16 protein-coding genes are annotated in these 17,385 nt (G+C 63.3%); all 16 read left to right on the forward strand.

All coding sequences use genetic code 11. The annotated features are described in order from the left end of the window. Positions 1-121 precede the first annotated feature (121 nt). Positions 122-2,197, forward strand: coding sequence for an NADH-quinone oxidoreductase subunit NuoG (gene nuoG, locus FIU28_RS12560; protein WP_143573352.1), 2,076 nt, complete (start codon positions 122-124; stop codon positions 2,195-2,197). A 4-nt stretch (positions 2,198-2,201) separates the two neighbouring features. Continuing rightward, positions 2,202-3,227, forward strand: a complete 1,026-nt coding sequence (gene nuoH / locus FIU28_RS12565) for an NADH-quinone oxidoreductase subunit NuoH (protein WP_143573354.1) — start codon at positions 2,202-2,204, stop codon at positions 3,225-3,227. A gap of 7 nt (positions 3,228-3,234) precedes the next feature. Beyond that, entirely contained in the window at positions 3,235-3,723 is a 489-nt protein-coding gene (nuoI, locus tag FIU28_RS12570; protein ID WP_143573356.1) for an NADH-quinone oxidoreductase subunit NuoI, read from the forward strand. 9 nt (positions 3,724-3,732) lie between these two features. Continuing rightward, positions 3,733-4,368: an NADH-quinone oxidoreductase subunit J gene (locus tag FIU28_RS12575; protein ID WP_143573358.1), complete on the forward strand. Its 636-nt coding sequence runs from the start codon at positions 3,733-3,735 to the stop codon at positions 4,366-4,368. Then, on the forward strand, positions 4,365-4,673 hold the full coding sequence (nuoK, locus tag FIU28_RS12580; RefSeq protein WP_143573360.1) for an NADH-quinone oxidoreductase subunit NuoK: 309 nt from the start codon (positions 4,365-4,367) through the stop codon (positions 4,671-4,673). The genes FIU28_RS12575 and nuoK overlap by 4 nt, the downstream gene beginning before the upstream one ends. A 7-nt stretch (positions 4,674-4,680) precedes the next feature. Continuing rightward, positions 4,681-6,759: an NADH-quinone oxidoreductase subunit L gene (nuoL, locus tag FIU28_RS12585; protein ID WP_143573361.1), complete on the forward strand. Its 2,079-nt coding sequence runs from the start codon at positions 4,681-4,683 to the stop codon at positions 6,757-6,759. 17 nt (positions 6,760-6,776) lie between these two features. After that, positions 6,777-8,285: an NADH-quinone oxidoreductase subunit M gene (locus FIU28_RS12590; protein WP_441351228.1), complete on the forward strand. Its 1,509-nt coding sequence runs from the start codon at positions 6,777-6,779 to the stop codon at positions 8,283-8,285. A gap of 25 nt (positions 8,286-8,310) precedes the next feature. After that, on the forward strand, positions 8,311-9,747 hold the full coding sequence (gene nuoN, locus FIU28_RS12595) for an NADH-quinone oxidoreductase subunit NuoN (protein WP_143573365.1): 1,437 nt from the start codon (positions 8,311-8,313) through the stop codon (positions 9,745-9,747). Beyond that, complete coding sequence (locus tag FIU28_RS12600) at positions 9,748-10,566, forward strand: biotin--[acetyl-CoA-carboxylase] ligase (protein ID WP_143573367.1); 819 nt, start codon at positions 9,748-9,750, stop codon at positions 10,564-10,566. It begins immediately after the preceding gene. Further along, on the forward strand, positions 10,563-12,242 hold the full coding sequence (locus FIU28_RS12605) for a ribonuclease J (protein WP_143573369.1): 1,680 nt from the start codon (positions 10,563-10,565) through the stop codon (positions 12,240-12,242). The genes FIU28_RS12600 and FIU28_RS12605 overlap by 4 nt, the downstream gene beginning before the upstream one ends. A 33-nt stretch (positions 12,243-12,275) precedes the next feature. After that, the gene (gene mce, locus FIU28_RS12610; protein WP_143573371.1) at positions 12,276-12,680 is read left to right on the forward strand and encodes a methylmalonyl-CoA epimerase; all 405 of its coding nucleotides are present in this window, start codon (positions 12,276-12,278) and stop codon (positions 12,678-12,680) included. 3 nt (positions 12,681-12,683) lie between these two features. Further along, on the forward strand, positions 12,684-12,959 hold the full coding sequence (locus tag FIU28_RS12615; RefSeq protein WP_143573372.1) for a DUF1467 family protein: 276 nt from the start codon (positions 12,684-12,686) through the stop codon (positions 12,957-12,959). A 46-nt stretch (positions 12,960-13,005) separates the two neighbouring features. Beyond that, complete coding sequence (locus FIU28_RS12620; RefSeq protein WP_143573374.1) at positions 13,006-13,404, forward strand: DUF5413 family protein; 399 nt, start codon at positions 13,006-13,008, stop codon at positions 13,402-13,404. A gap of 573 nt (positions 13,405-13,977) precedes the next feature. Next, on the forward strand, positions 13,978-15,297 hold the full coding sequence (gene proS / locus FIU28_RS12625; protein ID WP_143573376.1) for a proline--tRNA ligase: 1,320 nt from the start codon (positions 13,978-13,980) through the stop codon (positions 15,295-15,297). 76 nt (positions 15,298-15,373) lie between these two features. Next, a complete protein-coding gene (locus FIU28_RS12630) occupies positions 15,374-16,654 on the forward strand; it encodes a lipoprotein-releasing ABC transporter permease subunit (protein ID WP_143573378.1) in 1,281 nt (426 codons plus the stop codon). Between the two features lie 10 nt (positions 16,655-16,664). Next, positions 16,665-17,363 (forward strand): ABC transporter ATP-binding protein, encoded by a 699-nt coding sequence (locus tag FIU28_RS12635; RefSeq protein WP_143576165.1) that lies wholly within the window; start codon positions 16,665-16,667, stop codon positions 17,361-17,363. Positions 17,364-17,385 lie beyond the last annotated feature (22 nt).

The raw sequence follows: 17,385 nt of genomic DNA on the forward strand, positions 1-17,385 counted from the left end.
AATTGCTTTCTACGAGTTGTGGCAAATCTCGCCCGGCTCGACATCATTATGGGGATCGCGGTCACGATCGCGCTCCTGATTTATTTGACGCTTCGCTCATCGTGAGATCGACGGAACAGAAATGACGAAACTCATCATCGACGGCAAAGAGATCGATGTCCCCGCCGAGTACACGCTGTTGCAGGCGTGCGAGGCGGCGGGCGCCGAGATCCCGCGCTTCTGCTATCACGAGCGGCTGTCGATCGCCGGCAATTGCCGGATGTGTCTGGTCGAAGTGAAGGGCGGACCGAAGCCGGTCGCCTCCTGCGCCTGGGGCGTGCGCGACTGCCGCCCGGGCCCAAAGGGCGAGCCGCCGGAGATCTCGACCAAGTCGCCGATGGTCAAGAAGGCCCGTGAGGGCGTGATGGAATTCCTGCTGATCAACCATCCGCTGGATTGCCCGATCTGCGACCAGGGCGGCGAGTGCGATCTGCAGGACCAGGCGATGGGCTACGGCGTCGACACGTCGCGCTTTGCCGAGAACAAGCGCGCCGTCGAGGACAAGTACCTCGGCGTGCTCGTCAAGACCTCGATGAACCGCTGCATCCAGTGCACGCGCTGCGTCCGTTTTGCCACGGAAGTCTGCGGCGTGCCGGAAATGGGCCTGCTCGGCCGCGGCGAAGACGTCGAGATCACCACCTATCTGGAAAGCGCCTTGACCTCGGAATTGCAGGGCAACCTGGTCGATATCTGCCCGGTCGGCGCCTTGACGTCGAAGCCCTATGCTTTCGCCGCGCGCCCCTGGGAGCTTGGCAAGACGCAGTCGATCGACGTGATGGACGCGGTCGGATCCGCGATCCGCGTCGATACCCGCGGCCGCGAAGTGATGCGCATCCTGCCGCGCATCAATGAGAACGTGAACGAGGAGTGGATCTCCGACAAGACGCGGCACATCGTAGATGGCCTGCGCACCCAGCGGCTCGATCGCCCCTATATCCGTGAGAACGGCAAGCTGCGGGCCGCGACCTGGGCGGAGGCGTTCGGCGCCGTGGCCGCCAAGGTGTCGGTTACGCAGGCCAGCAAGATCGGTGCGATCGCCGGCGACCTCGCCGCGATCGAGGAAATGTTCGCGCTGAAGCAATTGCTGGCCAGCATGGGCTCGGCCAATGTGTCGACTCAGGACGGTAGCGCCTTCGACCCCGCCGCCGGCCGCGCCTCCTACATCTTCAACCCGACCATCGCCGGGATCGAGGAAGCCGACGCGCTGCTGATCGTCGGCTCCAACCCGCGCAAGGAAGCCGCCGTTCTCAACGCGCGCATCCGAAAGCGCTGGCGCACCGGCCAGTTGAAGATCGGCGTGATCGGCGAGAAGGCCGACCTGACCTATCTCTACGACTATCTCGGCGCCGGCACGGAATCGATGAACGAGCTGGCCGCCGGCAAGAACGACTTTGCCGACGTGTTGAAGAACGCCAAGAAGCCGATCGTGCTGGTCGGCGCGGGTGCCGCAGCGCGTCCCGACGGCGCCGCGGTGTTGGCGCTGGCCGCGAAGCTCGCGGCCGATTTCGGCGCCATCACGGAGGGCTGGAACGGCTTTGCCGTGCTGCAGGCGACGGCCTCCAAGGTCGGCGCGCTGGACATCGGTTTCGCGCCGGGTGCCGGCAGCCTCAGCGTGGCCCAGATGACCGCGCCGGGTGCAATCGACGTGCTGTTCTCGCTCGGCGCCGATGAAGTGAAGGTCGCCGACGGCACCTTCGTCGTCTATATCGGCACCCATGGCGACCGCGGCGCGCACCGCGCCGACGTCATCCTGCCGGGTGCGGCCTATACCGAAAAGTCCGGCCTCTACGTCAACACCGAAGGCCGTGTGCAGATGGCCGCGCGCGCCGGGTTCCCGCCGGGCGAGGCCCGCGAAGACTGGGCTGTGATCCGCGCTCTGTCCGACGTGCTTGGCCACCGGCTGCCCTATGATTCGCTGGCCGCGTTGCGCCAGGCGATCTTCAAGGCGGTGCCGCATCTGATCCGGCTCGATCAGATCGAGGCTGGCGACGCCTCGGTGATCAAGACCCTTGCGGGGAAGGGCGGTAGCGTCGAGAAGACGCCGTTCAAGACCTGCATTGAGGATTTCTACCTGACCAACCCGATCGCACGCGCGTCAGCCATCATGGCGGAATGTTCCCGCCTGGCTTCCGGCCAGATACTGACGGCGGCGGAGTAAACCGATGGCTGATATCTGGACTAGCACCCTGTGGCCGCTGATCGTCATGGTCGCGCAGTCGCTTCTCGTGCTCGTAGTGTTGTTGATCGCGATTGCCTTCATCCTGCTGGGCGATCGCAAGATCTGGGCGGCGGTGCAGATGCGCCGCGGACCCAACGTGGTGGGGCCGTTCGGCCTGCTGCAATCCTTCGCCGATCTCTTGAAGTTCGTGCTCAAGGAGCCGGTTATTCCGTCCGGCTCCAACAAGGGCGTGTTTCTGCTGGCGCCCTTGGTGTCCTGCGTGCTGGCGCTGGCCGCCTGGGCCGTGATCCCGATGAACCTCGGCTGGGTGATCGCCGATCTCAACGTCGGCGTGCTCTACATCTTCGCGATCTCGTCGCTGTCGGTGTACGGCATCATCATGGCCGGCTGGTCGTCGAACTCGAAATATCCGTTCCTCGCCGCGCTCCGCTCGGCCGCGCAGATGGTTTCTTATGAAGTCTCGATCGGCTTTGTCATCATTACGGTCATGCTGTGCGTCGGCTCGCTGAACCTGTCGGCGATCGTCATGGCGCAGGACGGCAAGTGGGGCATGCTGGGCTGGTACTTCATCCCGCTGTTCCCGATGTTCGTGGTGTTCTACGTCTCGGCGCTCGCGGAAACCAACCGTCCGCCCTTCGATCTCGTCGAGGCCGAATCGGAGCTGGTCGCGGGCTTCATGACGGAATACGGCTCGACACCGTACCTTTTGTTCATGCTCGGCGAATACGTCGCCATCGTCACCATGTGCGCGCTGGCCACCATCCTGTTCCTCGGCGGCTGGCTGTCGCCGATCCCGTTCGCACCGTTCACCTGGGTGCCAGGCATCATCTGGTTCACGCTCAAGGTGCTGTTCATGTTCTTCCTGATTGCGATGGCGAAGGCGATCGTGCCGCGCTACCGCTATGACCAGCTGATGCGTCTGGGCTGGAAGGTGTTTCTGCCGCTGTCGCTGGGCTATGTCATCCTCGTCGCGGCCGTGCTGCAATTCGGGGGGCTTGCTCCGAAATGAGGTCACTATGAATATCAGGGCAACCGCTCATTCGCTGCTGCTGGCCGAGTTCGCATCCGCGTTCGTCCTCGCCATGCGCTATTTCTTCCGGCCGAAACCGACGCTGAATTATCCCTTCGAGAAAGGGCCGATTTCGCCGCGCTTCCGTGGAGAACACGCGCTGCGCCGCTATCCGAACGGCGAGGAACGCTGTATCGCCTGCAAGCTGTGCGAGGCCGTTTGTCCCGCGCAGGCCATTACCATCGAGGCCGGTCCGCGCCGCAACGACGGCACGCGCCGCACCGTGCGCTACGACATCGACATGGTGAAGTGCATCTATTGCGGGCTGTGCCAGGAAGCCTGTCCGGTCGATGCGATCGTCGAGGGACCGAACTTCGAATTCGCGACCGAGACCCGTGAGGAACTGTACTATGACAAGGCGAAACTGCTCGCCAACGGCGACCGCTGGGAACGAGAGATTGCCAAATCGATCGAACTCGACTCGCCGTACCGGTAGGACACAGTCATGATTGCCGCATTGTTCTTCTACCTGTTCGCCGGCGTCTGCGTCGCCAGCGCGGTGATGGTGATTGCCTCGCGCAATCCCGTCCATGCCGTGCTGTTCCTGATCCTCGCTTTCGTCAATGCGTCCGGCCTGTTCGTGCTGATGGGCGCCGAATTCCTCGCCATGCTGCTGATCGTCGTCTATGTCGGCGCGGTCGCGGTGCTGTTCCTGTTCGTCATCATGATGCTCGATGTCGACTTCGCGCAGCTGCGCGAAGGCTTCATCGAATACCTGCCGTTCGGCCTCCTGATCGGCGTGATCTTCCTCGCCGAGCTGCTGCTCGTGGTCGGCGGCTGGGTAATCAACCCGAACGTCACCAAGTCGATCACCTCGGCGATCCCCGCCGGCATTTCCAACACCGAGGCGCTCGGCCTGGTGCTGTATACGAAGTACATCCATTACTTCCAGCTCTCGGCGATGGTGCTGCTGGTGGCGATGATCGGCGCGATCGTGCTGACGCTGCGCCACAAGGCGACCGTCAAGCGCCAGGACATCAACGTGCAGAACGCCCGCACGCCGGCGCTCGCCATGGATGTGCGCAAGGTCGCCGTCGGGCAGGGCCTGCAGGACGCGGACGCCTCGGAGTGGGTCAAATGACGATCGGTCTCGGACATTATCTGGCGGTCGGCGCGATCCTGTTCACGCTCGGCATTCTCGGCATCTTTCTCAACCGCAAGAACGTCATCGTCATCCTGATGTCGATCGAGCTGATCCTGCTGGCGGTCAACATCAACCTGGTGGCGTTCTCGACCTTCCTGGGCGACATCGTCGGCCAGGTGTTCGCGCTGCTGGTGCTGACGGTGGCCGCTGCGGAAGCAGCCATCGGCCTTGCCGTGCTGGTCGTCTATTTCCGCAACCGCGGCTCGATCGCGGTTGAAGACATCAATCTGATGAAGGGCTGAGCCAGCTATGATCCAGGCTCTTGTTTTCCTGCCGCTGATCGGCGCGATCCTTGCCGGGCTGATCGCCCTGTCGGGCGCGCATGCGCGCCACCCCAGCGGCGACCAGCTCGACCATCACCATGACGACGCGCATGGCCACGGCGACGCGCACGCAGCGCACGCCCATGACGATCACGCCCATGACGATCACGGCCATGATGACCACCACGTGGCCGAGCCGGCTGCGGCCGGTTCCCGCGCGGCCGAACTGATCACCTCGACGCTGCTGGTGGTTTCCGCCGCGCTGTCATGGATGACGCTGGTCGATGTCGGCTTCATGCACCATGACGTCCGCGTGGTCCTGATGCCCTGGATCACCTCCGGCGACCTTCAGCTGTCGTGGACGCTGCGCGTCGACACGCTGACCGCCGTCATGCTGGTGGTCGTCACCACGGTGTCGGCGCTCGTGCACATCTATTCGCTCGGCTACATGGAAGACGATCCGAACCGCCCGCGCTTCATGGGCTATCTGTCGCTGTTCACTTTCATGATGCTGATGCTGGTGACCGCCGACAATCTGCTGCAGCTGTTCTTCGGCTGGGAAGGCGTCGGTCTCGCCAGCTATTTGCTGATCGGGTTCTGGTATCAGAAGCCGAGCGCCAACGCCGCGGCGATCAAGGCCTTCGTGGTCAACCGCGTCGGCGATTTCGGCTTCCTGCTCGGCATCTTCGCGATCTTCATGATGGTCGGCTCGACCGATTTCGACACCATCTTCGCCGCCCTTCCGGGCCTGACCGGCAAGACCATCAACTTCTTCGGCTGGCAGGCCGACGCGCTGACGCTGATCGGCCTGTTGTTGTTCATGGGCGCGATGGGCAAGTCGGCCCAGTTCCTGCTGCACACCTGGCTGCCGGACGCGATGGAAGGCCCGACCCCGGTGTCGGCGCTGATTCATGCCGCCACCATGGTGACCGCCGGCGTGTTCCTGGTGGCCCGCATGTCGCCGCTGTTCGAGCTCGCGCCGAATGCCCAGGCCGTGATCATGCTGGTCGGCGCGACCACCGCGTTCTTCGCGGCCACCATCGGCTTGGTGCAGAACGACATCAAGCGCATCGTGGCCTATTCGACCTGTTCGCAGCTAGGCTACATGTTCGTGGCGCTGGGGGCAGGGGGCTACTCCATCGCCATGTTCCATCTGTTCACGCACGCCTTCTTCAAGGCGCTGCTGTTCTTAGGGTCCGGCTCGGTGATCTACGCGATGCATCACGAGCAGGACATCCGCAAGATGGGCGGGTTGTGGCGCAAGATCCCGTTCACCTATGCGATGATGGTGATCGGCACGCTGGCGCTGACCGGCTTCCCGCTGACCGCCGGCTACTTTTCGAAGGATGCGATCATCGAGGCCGCCTATGTCTCGACCAATCCGTTCGCGCTGTACGGCTTCCTGATGACCATCGTCGCCGCGGGTCTCACCTCGTTCTATTCCTGGCGCCTGATCTTCAAGACCTTCCACGGCGCGCCGCATGACCAGAAGCATTACGAGGCCGCGCATGAAGCGCCACTGGTGATGCTGGTGCCGCTCGGCGTGCTGGCGGCCGGTGCGATCCTCGCCGGCTTCCCGTTCAAGGAACTGTTCGCCGGTCACGGCGTGGAGGAGTTCTTCCGGGATTCGCTGAAGAACCATCCGCACCTCTTGGACGAGATGCACCACATCCCCGCGATGATTGCCAACCTGCCGACGGTGATGATGGCGGCCGGCTTCCTGGTGTCGTATCTGTTCTACATCCGCCGGCCCTATCTGCCGGTCGAACTCGCCGGCCAGCATCCGCTGCTCTACAAGTTCCTGCTCAACAAGTGGTACTTTGACGAGCTGTATGACCTGATCTTCGTGCGTCCCGCCAAATGGCTTGGCCGCTTCCTGTGGAAGGTCGGCGACGGCAAGATCATCGACGGGCTCGGTCCCGACGGCATTTCGGCTCGCGTGCTCGATATCACGCGCGGTGCGGTGCGGATCCAGACCGGCTATCTCTACCACTATGCCTTCGCGATGCTGATCGGCGTCGCCGGGCTGATCACCTGGTTCATATTCGGCCTGGGGGGCCACTGATGTCGTCGGCTTCCGTCATGACCTGGCCCATTCTCTCCGTCGTCACCTTCCTGCCGACCATCGGCGCCGTGCTGGTGTATCTGCTGGCGCGCGGCGGCGACGAGGCGGCCAACCGCAACGCGCGCTGGATCGCGATCTGGGCAACCTTGATCACCTTCGCGGTCTCGCTGATCCTGGTGATGCGCTACGACGCGGCCAATGGCGACTTCCAGTTCGTCGAGAAGCTGCCGTGGCTGGCCACGGCGATCAACTACCACATGGGCGTGGACGGCATTTCGCTGCCCTTCGTGATCCTGACCACCGCCTTGATGCCGTTCTGCATCCTGGCGTCGTGGAAATCGATCACCAAGCGCGTGCCCGAATACATGATGGCGTTTCTGATCCTGGAAACGCTGATGATCGGCACCTTCTCGGCGCTGGATCTGGTGCTGTTCTACCTGTTCTTCGAAGGCGGCCTGATCCCGATGTTCCTGATCATCGGCGTCTGGGGCGGCCCGCGCCGCGTCTATGCCTCGTTCAAGTTCTTCCTCTACACGCTGCTCGGCTCGGTCCTGATGCTGCTGGCGATCATGGCGCTGTACTGGAACGCCGGCACCACCGACATTCCGACCCTGATGCACACCGCCGTGCCGCGCAGCCTGCAGATCTGGGCCTGGCTGGCGTTCTTCGCGTCCTTCGCGGTGAAGATGCCGATGTGGCCGGTGCACACCTGGCTGCCGGACGCGCATGTCGAGGCGCCGACCGCGGGCTCGGTCGTGCTGGCCGCGATCATGCTGAAGATGGGCGGCTACGGCTTCCTGCGCTTCTCGCTGCCGATGTTCCCGGACGCCTCGCTGTATTTTACGCCGATGGTGCTGACGCTGTCGGTGATCGCCATCGTCTACACCTCGCTGGTGGCCTTGATGCAGGAAGACATCAAGAAGCTGATTGCCTACTCGTCGGTCGCCCATATGGGCTTCGTGACCATGGGCATCTTTGCCGGCAACACCCAGGGCGTCGCCGGGGCCGTGTTCCAGATGGTTTCGCACGGCATCGTGTCGGGCGCGCTGTTCCTCTGCGTCGGCATCGTCTACGACCGCCTGCATACCCGCGAGATCGCGGCCTATGGCGGCCTCGTCAACCGGATGCCGATCTACGCGATGATGTTCATGGTGTTCACCATGGCCAATGTCGGTCTGCCCGGAACTTCCGGCTTCGTCGGCGAATTCATGACGCTGATCGGCACCTTCAAGACCAGCATCCCCGCGGCGGTCATCGCCACGACAGGCGTGATCCTGTCGGCGAGCTACGCGCTGTGGCTGTACCGCAAGGTGGTGTTCGGCGGGCTGACCAAGCCGTCGTTGATGAGCATCAAGGACATCACGTTCCGCGAAGGCTTGCTGCTCGCCCCCCTGGTCGTGCTCACCATCTGGTTCGGCTTCTATCCCAAGCCGGTGCTCGACATGTCGGCCGCCTCGGTGCAACTCCTCGTCAACAACTACGCCGCTGCAACATCTGCCGTGAAGGCAGCCGCGCTGCTGCCATGAACGCAGCAGGTCAGGACAACGCGCAATGACTTTTGAGACCGCCGGATATTCACTGCTCCCCGTATTGCCGGAGATCGTGCTCGCCGTGGGGGCCATGGCGCTGCTGATGGTCGGCGCCTATGGCGGGCCAAAGACGACGGGACCGGTGACGGTGCTCGCCGTGATCCTGCTGGTCGCGGTTGGCGTCATCGAGCTGGCGCTGCCCGCGGGCAAGCTCGTCACCTTCGGCGGTAGCTTCATCGTCGATGACTTTGCCCGCTTCATGAAGGTGCTGGCGGTGATCGGCTCGGCCGTCACGCTGATCCTGTCGCGCGAGTTCCTCGAGCACCAGTCCCGCCGCATCTTCGAATATGCGATCCTGGTGCTGCTCTCGACGCTCGGCATGTTCGTGTTGATCTCGGCCGGCGACCTGATCATGCTGTATCTCGGCCTCGAACTGATGAGCCTTGCGCTCTATGTCGTCGCCGCGTCCAACCGCGACAACGCCAGATCGACCGAAGCCGGCCTGAAGTACTTCGTGCTCGGCGCGCTGTCGTCCGGCATGTTGCTGTACGGCGCATCCTTGATCTATGGCTTCACCGGCACCGTGACTTTCACGGGCATCGCGGCGGCCGCGACCACCGGTAGCGTCGGCATCGTGTTCGGGCTCGTCTTCCTGCTCGCCGGCCTGTGCTTCAAGGTCTCGGCCGTGCCGTTCCACATGTGGACGCCGGACGTCTATGAGGGCGCGCCGACCCCGGTCACCGCGTTCTTCGCCTCCGCCCCGAAGGTTGCCGCGATGGCGGTGTTTACGCGCGTCGCGCTCACGGCATTCCCCGGCATCACGCTGCAGTGGCAGCAGGTCGTCGTGTTCGTCTCGATCGCCTCCATGGTGCTCGGCTCGTTCGCCGCGATCGGCCAGACCAATATCAAGCGCCTGATGGCGTATTCCTCGATCGGCCACATGGGTTTCGCGCTGGTCGGCCTCGCCGCCGGCACCGCCGAGGGCGCGCAGGGTGTGCTGGTCTATCTGGCGATCTACGTCGCGATGACGCTCGGCAGCTTCGCCATCATCCTGACCATGAAGCGTGACGGCCAGCCGCTGGAGAAGATCAGCGACTTCGCCGGCCTCTCGCGCACCAATCCGTTGCTGGCGTTCTTCTTCGCGATGTTCCTGTTCTCGCTGGCCGGCATCCCGCCGCTGGCCGGCTTCTTCGCCAAGTTCTACGTCTTCATCGCGGCGATCAAGGCCGGGCTGTTCGTGCTCGCCGTGGTCGGTATGCTGGCCAGTGTGGTGGGCGCCTATTACTACCTGACCATCGTCAAGCTGATGTATTTCGACGAGCCGAAGGGAGCGCTGGATCCGATGCGAGTCGAGCTGCGCACCGTGCTGGCCGTCACCGGTATTTTCAACGTGCTGTTCTTCGTCTATCCCGGACCGCTCGTCAGCGCCGCCTCGTTTGCGGCGAAGTCATTGTTTTAAATGGTGTTTTCGCTCGGTCCCCGAGCCCTGGCCGCGGGTACCTCGCTCGCGGCATTCGACAGCACCGGTTCAACCAATGTAGAAGCCCTGGACCGCGCCCGCACCGGCGAGCGCGGTCCGATGTGGTTCGTCACATCGCAGCAGACCGCAGGGCGCGGACGACGGCACCGGCCGTGGATCGCGCCGCGGGGCAATCTCGCTTGTTCTATTCTTGAAGTCATCGACGTACCGCCCGCCATCGCAGCCACCCTCGGTTTTGCAGCGGGTCTGGCACTCGAAGCAGCGCTCCGGCTGGTCAGCATGGAGGCGCGGCTGAGGTCGCCTGGATCGGAAGATATGAAGTTCGCGCTGAAATGGCCCAACGACGTGCTGGCAGGGCGCTCCAAGCTCGCCGGCATTTTGCTGGAGGCCGAGGCCGTGGCCGATGATCGCCTCGCGGTCGTGGTCGGCATCGGCACCAACGTGGTCGCATTTCCGCAAGACACGCCCTACCCGGCGACGTCGCTGCACGCGCTTGGCGTGCAGGTCGGCGCCGAAGATCTGTTCAACGCATTGTCCGACTCATGGTCGGAATATCGCGGCGTCTGGGACGAAGGCCACGGCTTTCCCGAGATCCGCAAACAATGGCTGGCACGCGCCGCAGGACTCGGCGAGCCGGTCTCTATCCAATCGGGTTCATCCACCATTTCAGGCATTTTCGACACCATCGACGAGAGCGGCTGTCTGATCGTCAGAACACCGGACGGGTTACGCGTTCCGATTTCTGCCGGGGACGTTCACTTCGGATCGACGGCGTCGGCAGGGACATCAACACCATGACGACCAAACCAGACCAACTCACCTTCGCGCCGCTCGGCGGCGTCGGCCAGATCGGCATGAACTTGTCGATCTACGGCATGGGCAATCGCGGTAACCAGAAATGGCTCGCGGTCGATCTCGGCGTCTATTTCGGCGACGAAGAACATCTGCCGGGCATCGATCTCGTGATGCCCGACGTCCGCTTCCTCGAAAAGGAGCGCAAGAACATCGTCGGGCTCGTGCTGACGCATGCACATGAGGATCACTTCGGCGCCATCATCGACCTGTGGCCGAAGCTGAAATGCCCGATCTATGCGACGCAGTTCTCTGCCTCGCTGTTTCAGGCCAAGTGCGCCTCGGAGCGCAACCCGCCGAAGATCCCCGTGACCGTGGTGCCGTCGGGTGGCACCCTTGAACTGGGCCCCTTCAAGGTCGAGTTCATTCCTGTAGCGCATTCGATCCCGGAATCGCATGCACTGGCGATCCACACTGCCGCCGGCACCGTGCTGCACACCGGCGACTGGAAGATCGACCCGACCCCGATCATCGGCAAGCCGACCGACGAGCGCCGCCTGCGCGAACTCGGCGACGCCGGTGTGCTGGCGCTGGTCGGCGATTCCACCAACGCCGTGCGGGAAGGGCGTTCGCCCTCCGAAATGGAAGTGGCGAAGACCATCACCGAACTGGTGAAGGCCGCCAAGGGCCGCGTTGCCGTCACCACCTTTGCCTCCAATGTGGCGCGGCTGCGCGCCGTGGCGGAAGCCGCGGAGGCCTCGGGCCGCGAGGTCGTCGTGGTCGGCCGCGCGATGGAGCGCGTCGTGCAGATCGCACGCGAGACCGGCTACCTCGAGGGCATCAAGGCCTTCCGTGGCGCTGACATGTACGGGCATTTGCCGCCGGACCGCGTCATCGCTTTGTGCACCGGCAGCCAGGGCGAGCCGCGCGCCGCATTGTCGCGCATTGCCAACGACGATCATCCGATGGTCACCCTGAACAAGGGTGATACCGTGATCTTCTCGTCGCGGACCATTCCCGGCAATGAGAAGGCTGTCGGCACCATCATCAATGGCCTGATCACCCAGGGGGTCGAGGTCGTCACCGACCGCACCCATCTGGTTCACGTCTCCGGCCATCCACGTCGCGACGAGTTGCGTGACATGATCTCCTGGGTCCGCCCGCAGCTCCTGATCCCGGTGCACGGCGAAGCGTTGCATCTGCATGAGCACGCCAAGCTGGCGCGCGAATGCGGCGTGCCGCGCACCATGATCGTCAAGAACGGCGACCTGGTCCGGCTGTGGCCGGGCGATGCCGCGGTGATCGAGGAAATTCCGTCCGGCAAGATCTACAAGGACGGTCTGCTGCTGGAAGATTCCAAGTCGCGCGCGGTGGCGGAACGCCGTCGCCTGGCGATGGCCGGCTGCGCCTTCATCGGTCTGGCGGTGACCGCCAAGGGCGATATGGCCGACGAGCCCGCGGTCGACCTGATCGGCATCCCCGAGAAGAACGCCAAGGGCGAGATGATGGACGACATCGTGTTCGACATCGTCGTGAATATCGTCGAAAATCTGCCGAAGGCGAAAAAGCGCGATCCCGATGCGATTGCCGAAGCGGTGCGGCGCGCGGTGCGGGCAGCCCTGCAGGAGCAGTGGGGCAAGAAGACGATGTGCTACGTCCACCTGATGCAGGTCGAGAAGTAGGATATAAGCTACCAACGAAACAGGGAGGACGTCATGCTGGGCCGGCTCAATCACGTCGCGATTGCGGTAAGCGACGCGGAAAATGCGGCGAAAATCTACGGCACCGCTTTCGGCGCCGAGATCTCCGCCGCCGTGCCGCTGCCCGAGCATGGCGTCATCACGGTGTTCGCCACGCTGCCGAACACCAAGATCGAGTTCATCCAGCCGCTCGGAGAGGCCTCGCCGATCGCCAAATTTGTCGAGCGCAATCCCGACGGCGGCATTCATCACCTGTGCTACGAGGTGCCGGATATCCTGGTGGCACGCGATACGCTGGTAGGCGAAGGCGCGCGGGTGCTCGGCGACGGCGTCCCGAAGATCGGCGCTCACGGCAAGCCCGTGCTGTTTCTGCATCCGAAAGACTTTTCCGGCGCGCTCGTCGAAATCGAACAGTCCTGATCGATGGCCTACACAATCTCCACGGCTCTCGCGGTCTACTTCGTCATCTGGTGGATCACGCTGTTCCTGACGCTGCCGTTCGGCGTGCGCAGTCAGCATGAGGATGGCGAGGGCGCCGATGGCACCGATCCGGGGGCGCCGATCCTCGCCCGCATGGGGCGCAAGCTGATCTGGACCACGGTCATCTCGGCGGTGTTCTTCGGCATCGGGATGTACGCCTACCGGATGGACTATTTCAACATCGAGCGGCTTTCAAAATTGATGGGCATCCCCATCTAAAGTTCGATGGTGCTCCCGGCAGAAGCGGGTATCGAGGGAGACGGCGGTGAAGCGTATCTTGATCTTTCTGCTGCTTGGGCCGGCGCTTGGCTATGCAATTTACTTGCTCTGGCAGTTGGCTGTCGGCCGGCTGATCGGCGGCGCCGAGGGCGTGCTGCTCGGGCTGCCCTTTGCCTATATTTTCGGTGTGCTTCCGACCCTGGTGATCGGCTTCATCGATCGCTTCCTCAGTGACAGGATCAGCCTGTGGCCCAGGGTGCTGATCAGCGCGGCGGTGGGCTATGTCGCGAGCGTCGCGATGATGTCGGTATGGACGGCGATCCCGATGCCGCTGGCGCACCTCCTGACCTTCGGGAGCGTCGGTGCAGTGCAGGGTGCGGTGTGTTCGTGGTTGTCAGGCGATGCCGAGGAAGCCGACGTGAACCCGGCTGGCCGCAAGGCCTGAAGCACGCCGTCGTCGAGCGGCAAAAAACCAAAACAGAACACCAAAAAAAGAGCAGGGCCAAAGCCCTGCTCGAAAATCGTATTGACCCTATTTTACCCGTATTGTTGGAATTTATCCTTGATGACCGGGTTGACGCAGCTTGAGCGCGTCAGGGCTCCTCCCGAGACTTGGACCGCTTAAGACTTGGACCGCTTAAGACTTAAGCCGTTTAAGACTTAAGCCGTTTAAGACTTGGACCGCTTTATACTTCGACCACCAGACTTCTTCCTCGCATACCGCCTAGGCTGGAGTCGTAGCCGATCTTTTTTTGTTTGTCATCAATTTCAGCATGGCTGTTCAAAATTGAGGCATTCACGAAAATGATGCGCCCTTCGTCATTTATAGTCGTTGACGCGCGTCATCGGTCCATCCGGAAAATCTTCCGCATCCTTTTTCAGCACGATCCGAAATAAGCCCGCTTTGTCGGATCAAAGCGGGGGACTCCCTTCGTGCCAGCGGCTGCCCTTGTGTTTTGGCGGCCGATCCGGTTTCACTCGCCGTACCCCGTGTCCCTCCGATTCTTGAGCTTTTCCCATGCGATTGTCGCGCTATTTTCTGCCCATCCTCAAGGAAACGCCGAAGGACGCGGAGATCGCCTCGCACCGGCTGATGCTGCGCGCGGGGATGATTCGTCAGGAAGCCGCCGGCATCTATGCCTGGCTGCCGCTCGGGCTGCGGGTGCTACGCAAGATCGAGAAGATCGTGCAGGAAGAGCAGGACCGCGCCGGCTCGGTCGAGCTGCTGATGCCGACGCTGCAGCTCGCCGATCTGTGGCGCGAAAGCGGGCGCTACGAGGCCTATGGCCCGGAGATGCTGCGCATCACCGACCGCCACAAGCGCGAGCTGCTGTATGGGCCGACCAACGAGGAAATGATCACAGGCATCTTCCGCGCCTATGTGAAGTCCTACAAGAGCCTGCCGCTCAACCTGTATCACATCCAATGGAAGTTCCGCGACGAGCAGCGCCCGCGTTTCGGCGTGATGCGCGGCCGTGAATTCCTGATGAAGGACGGCTATTCCTTCGACGTCGACGAGGCCGCCGCGCTGCGCAGCTACAACCGGATGTTCGTCGCGTACTTGCGGACCTTCGCGCGGATGGGCATCAAGGCGATCCCGATGCGCGCCGAGACCGGTCCGATCGGCGGCGACCACAGCCACGAATTCATCCTGCTGGCCGAAACCGGCGAGTCCGCGGTGTATTGCAACAAGGACGTGCTCGACCTGCCGGTGCCCGGCGATGACATCGACTATGATTCCGATCTCACCGACATCATCAAGCAGTGGACCACGGTCTATGCGGCCACCGAGGACGTCCATGACGCCGAACGCTACGCGCGCGAAGTGCCGGTCGAAAAGCAGGTGCACACCCGCGGCATCGAGGTCGGCCAGATCTTCTATTTCGGCACCAAATATTCGGAGTCGATGAAGGCCTTCGTCGCCGGTCCCGACGGCGCCGAACAGCCGATCCATGGCGGCTCCTACGGCGTCGGCGTGTCGCGCCTCGTCGGCGCGATCATCGAGGCCTGCCACGACGAGAACGGCATCAAGTGGCCGGAAGCCGTCGCGCCGTTCAAGGCGGTCATCCTCAATTTGAAGCAGGGATCGCCGGACACCGACGCGGCCTGCGAGGCGCTGTATGCCGAGCTCAATGCGGCCGGCGTCGAGGTGCTCTACGACGACACCGACCAGCGCGCCGGCGCCAAATTCGCCGCTGCCGACCTGATCGGCGTGCCCTGGCAGATCCTGGTTGGTCCGAAGGGGCTGGCCGAGGGCAAGGTCGAGATGAAGCGGCGAAGCGACGGTTCGCGTGAGAACCTCAGCGCGGCCGATGCCGTCGCAAAGCTGTCGTCCTGACGACTTATCCACCGCGCCGTCGGCAGGGAGCCGACGATGCGGCTAGAATTAGCCCGAATCCCATGCGATTCGCAGGATGGATGACGTCATGAGCGAGCCAGTTCGAACCCCACCTTTTGCGGCCTTCGAATGGCTGTTGTCCGGCCGTTACCTGCGCGCGCGCCGCAAGGAGGGCTTCATCTCCGTGATCGCCGGCTTTTCGTTTCTCGGCATCATGCTCGGCGTCGCCACGCTGATCATCGTGATGGCGGTGATGAATGGCTTCCGCAAGGAATTGCTCGGCAAGATCCTCGGACTGAACGGCCATATTCTGGTGCAGCCGCTGGAGAGTCCGCTGACCGACTGGAAGGACGTGGCCGACCGCATCAACGGCGTCAAGGGAATCCGGCTGGCCGCGCCCGTGGTCGATGGCCAGGCGCTGGCGTCGTCGCCGTTCAACGCGTCCGGCGTGTTCGTGCGCGGCATCCGCTCGGCCGACCTCAACAACCTCACCTCGATCGCCCAGAACATCAAGCAGGGTTCGCTGGAGAATTTCGACGACGGGCAGGGCGTCGCGATCGGCCGCAGGCTGGCCGACCAACTCTCGGTCCACGCCGGCGACAACATCACATTGGTGGCTCCGCGTGGCGCCGTGACGCCGATGGGTACCACGCCGCGCATCAAGCCGTATCGCATCGCCGCGGTGTTCGAGATCGGCATGTCGGAATATGACGGCACCTTCGTCTTCATGCCGCTGACCGAAGCGCAGGCGTATTTCAACAGGGCCTCCGACGTCACCTCGATCGAGGTCTACACCGACAATCCCGACAAGATCGAAGTCTACCGCAAGCTGGTGACGGAGGCCGCGGGGCGGCCGGTCTTCCTGGTCGACTGGCGGCAGCGCAACGCGACCTTCTTCAATGCGCTGCAGGTCGAGCGCAACGTCATGTTCCTGATCCTCACTTTGATCGTGCTGGTGGCGGCGCTCAACATCGTCTCCGGCCTGATCATGCTGGTGAAGGACAAGGGTAGCGACATCGCCATCCTGCGCACGATGGGGGCCTCGCAAGGCGCGATCATGCGGATATTCCTGATTACGGGGGCTGCGATCGGGGTGGTCGGCACGCTGACCGGCTTCGTCGTTGGCCTCGTCGTCTGCCTCAACATCGAATCGATCCGGCAGTTCATCTCCTGGATGACCTCGACCGAGCTGTTTTCGCCGGAACTGTATTTCCTGTCCAAGCTGCCGGCCGACGTCGATATCGGCGAGACCAGCGCCGTGGTGATTATGGCGCTCACGCTGTCGTTCCTCGCCACCCTCTATCCGTCCTGGCGCGCGGCGCGCCTCGATCCCGTCGAAGCGCTAAGGTACGAGTAGCATGACTGACATGGCGCAGCCCGGCGAAGAAGTCCCGGTCGTTTACCTGCACGACATCAAGCGGCAATACACCCAGGGCGAGACGGTGCTGAGCATCCTCGACGGCGCCAAGCTGGCGCTGTGGGCTGGCCAGTCGGTAGCGCTGGTGGCGCCGTCGGGCTCCGGCAAATCGACGCTGCTGCACATTGCCGGCCTGCTGGAGAGTCCGGACGAGGGTGAGGTCTATGTCGGCGGCACCGCGACGTCCGGCCTGTCCGACGCCGAGCGCACCCAGATTCGCCGCACCGACATCGGCTTCGTCTACCAGTCGCACCGCCTGCTGCCGGAATTCACCGCGCTGGAAAACGTCATGATGCCGCAGATGATCCGCGGCCTGAAGCGTTCCGAGACCGTGGTGCGGGCCAAGGAGATCCTGGCCTATCTCGGTCTCGGCGAGCGCATCACGCATCGGCCGTCCGAACTGTCGGGCGGCGAGCAGCAGCGCGTTGCCATCGCCCGCGCCGTCGCCAACGCGCCGCGCGTGCTGTTTGCCGACGAGCCGACCGGCAACCTCGACCCGCACACCGCGGATCACGTCTTCAAGGCGCTGATGCAGCTGGTCAGGGCGACGAGGGTGGCGATGCTGATCGCGACCCACAACATGGAACTCGCCGGCCGCATGGACCGCCGGGTGTCGCTGCAAAACGGCAAGGTCATCGAGCTGGCCTGACCGGCCCGGTGAGGGGCCGGTC

It is taken from the genome of Tardiphaga sp. vice154 (assembly GCF_007018645.1).
GTDB lineage: Bacteria > Pseudomonadota > Alphaproteobacteria > Rhizobiales > Xanthobacteraceae > Tardiphaga.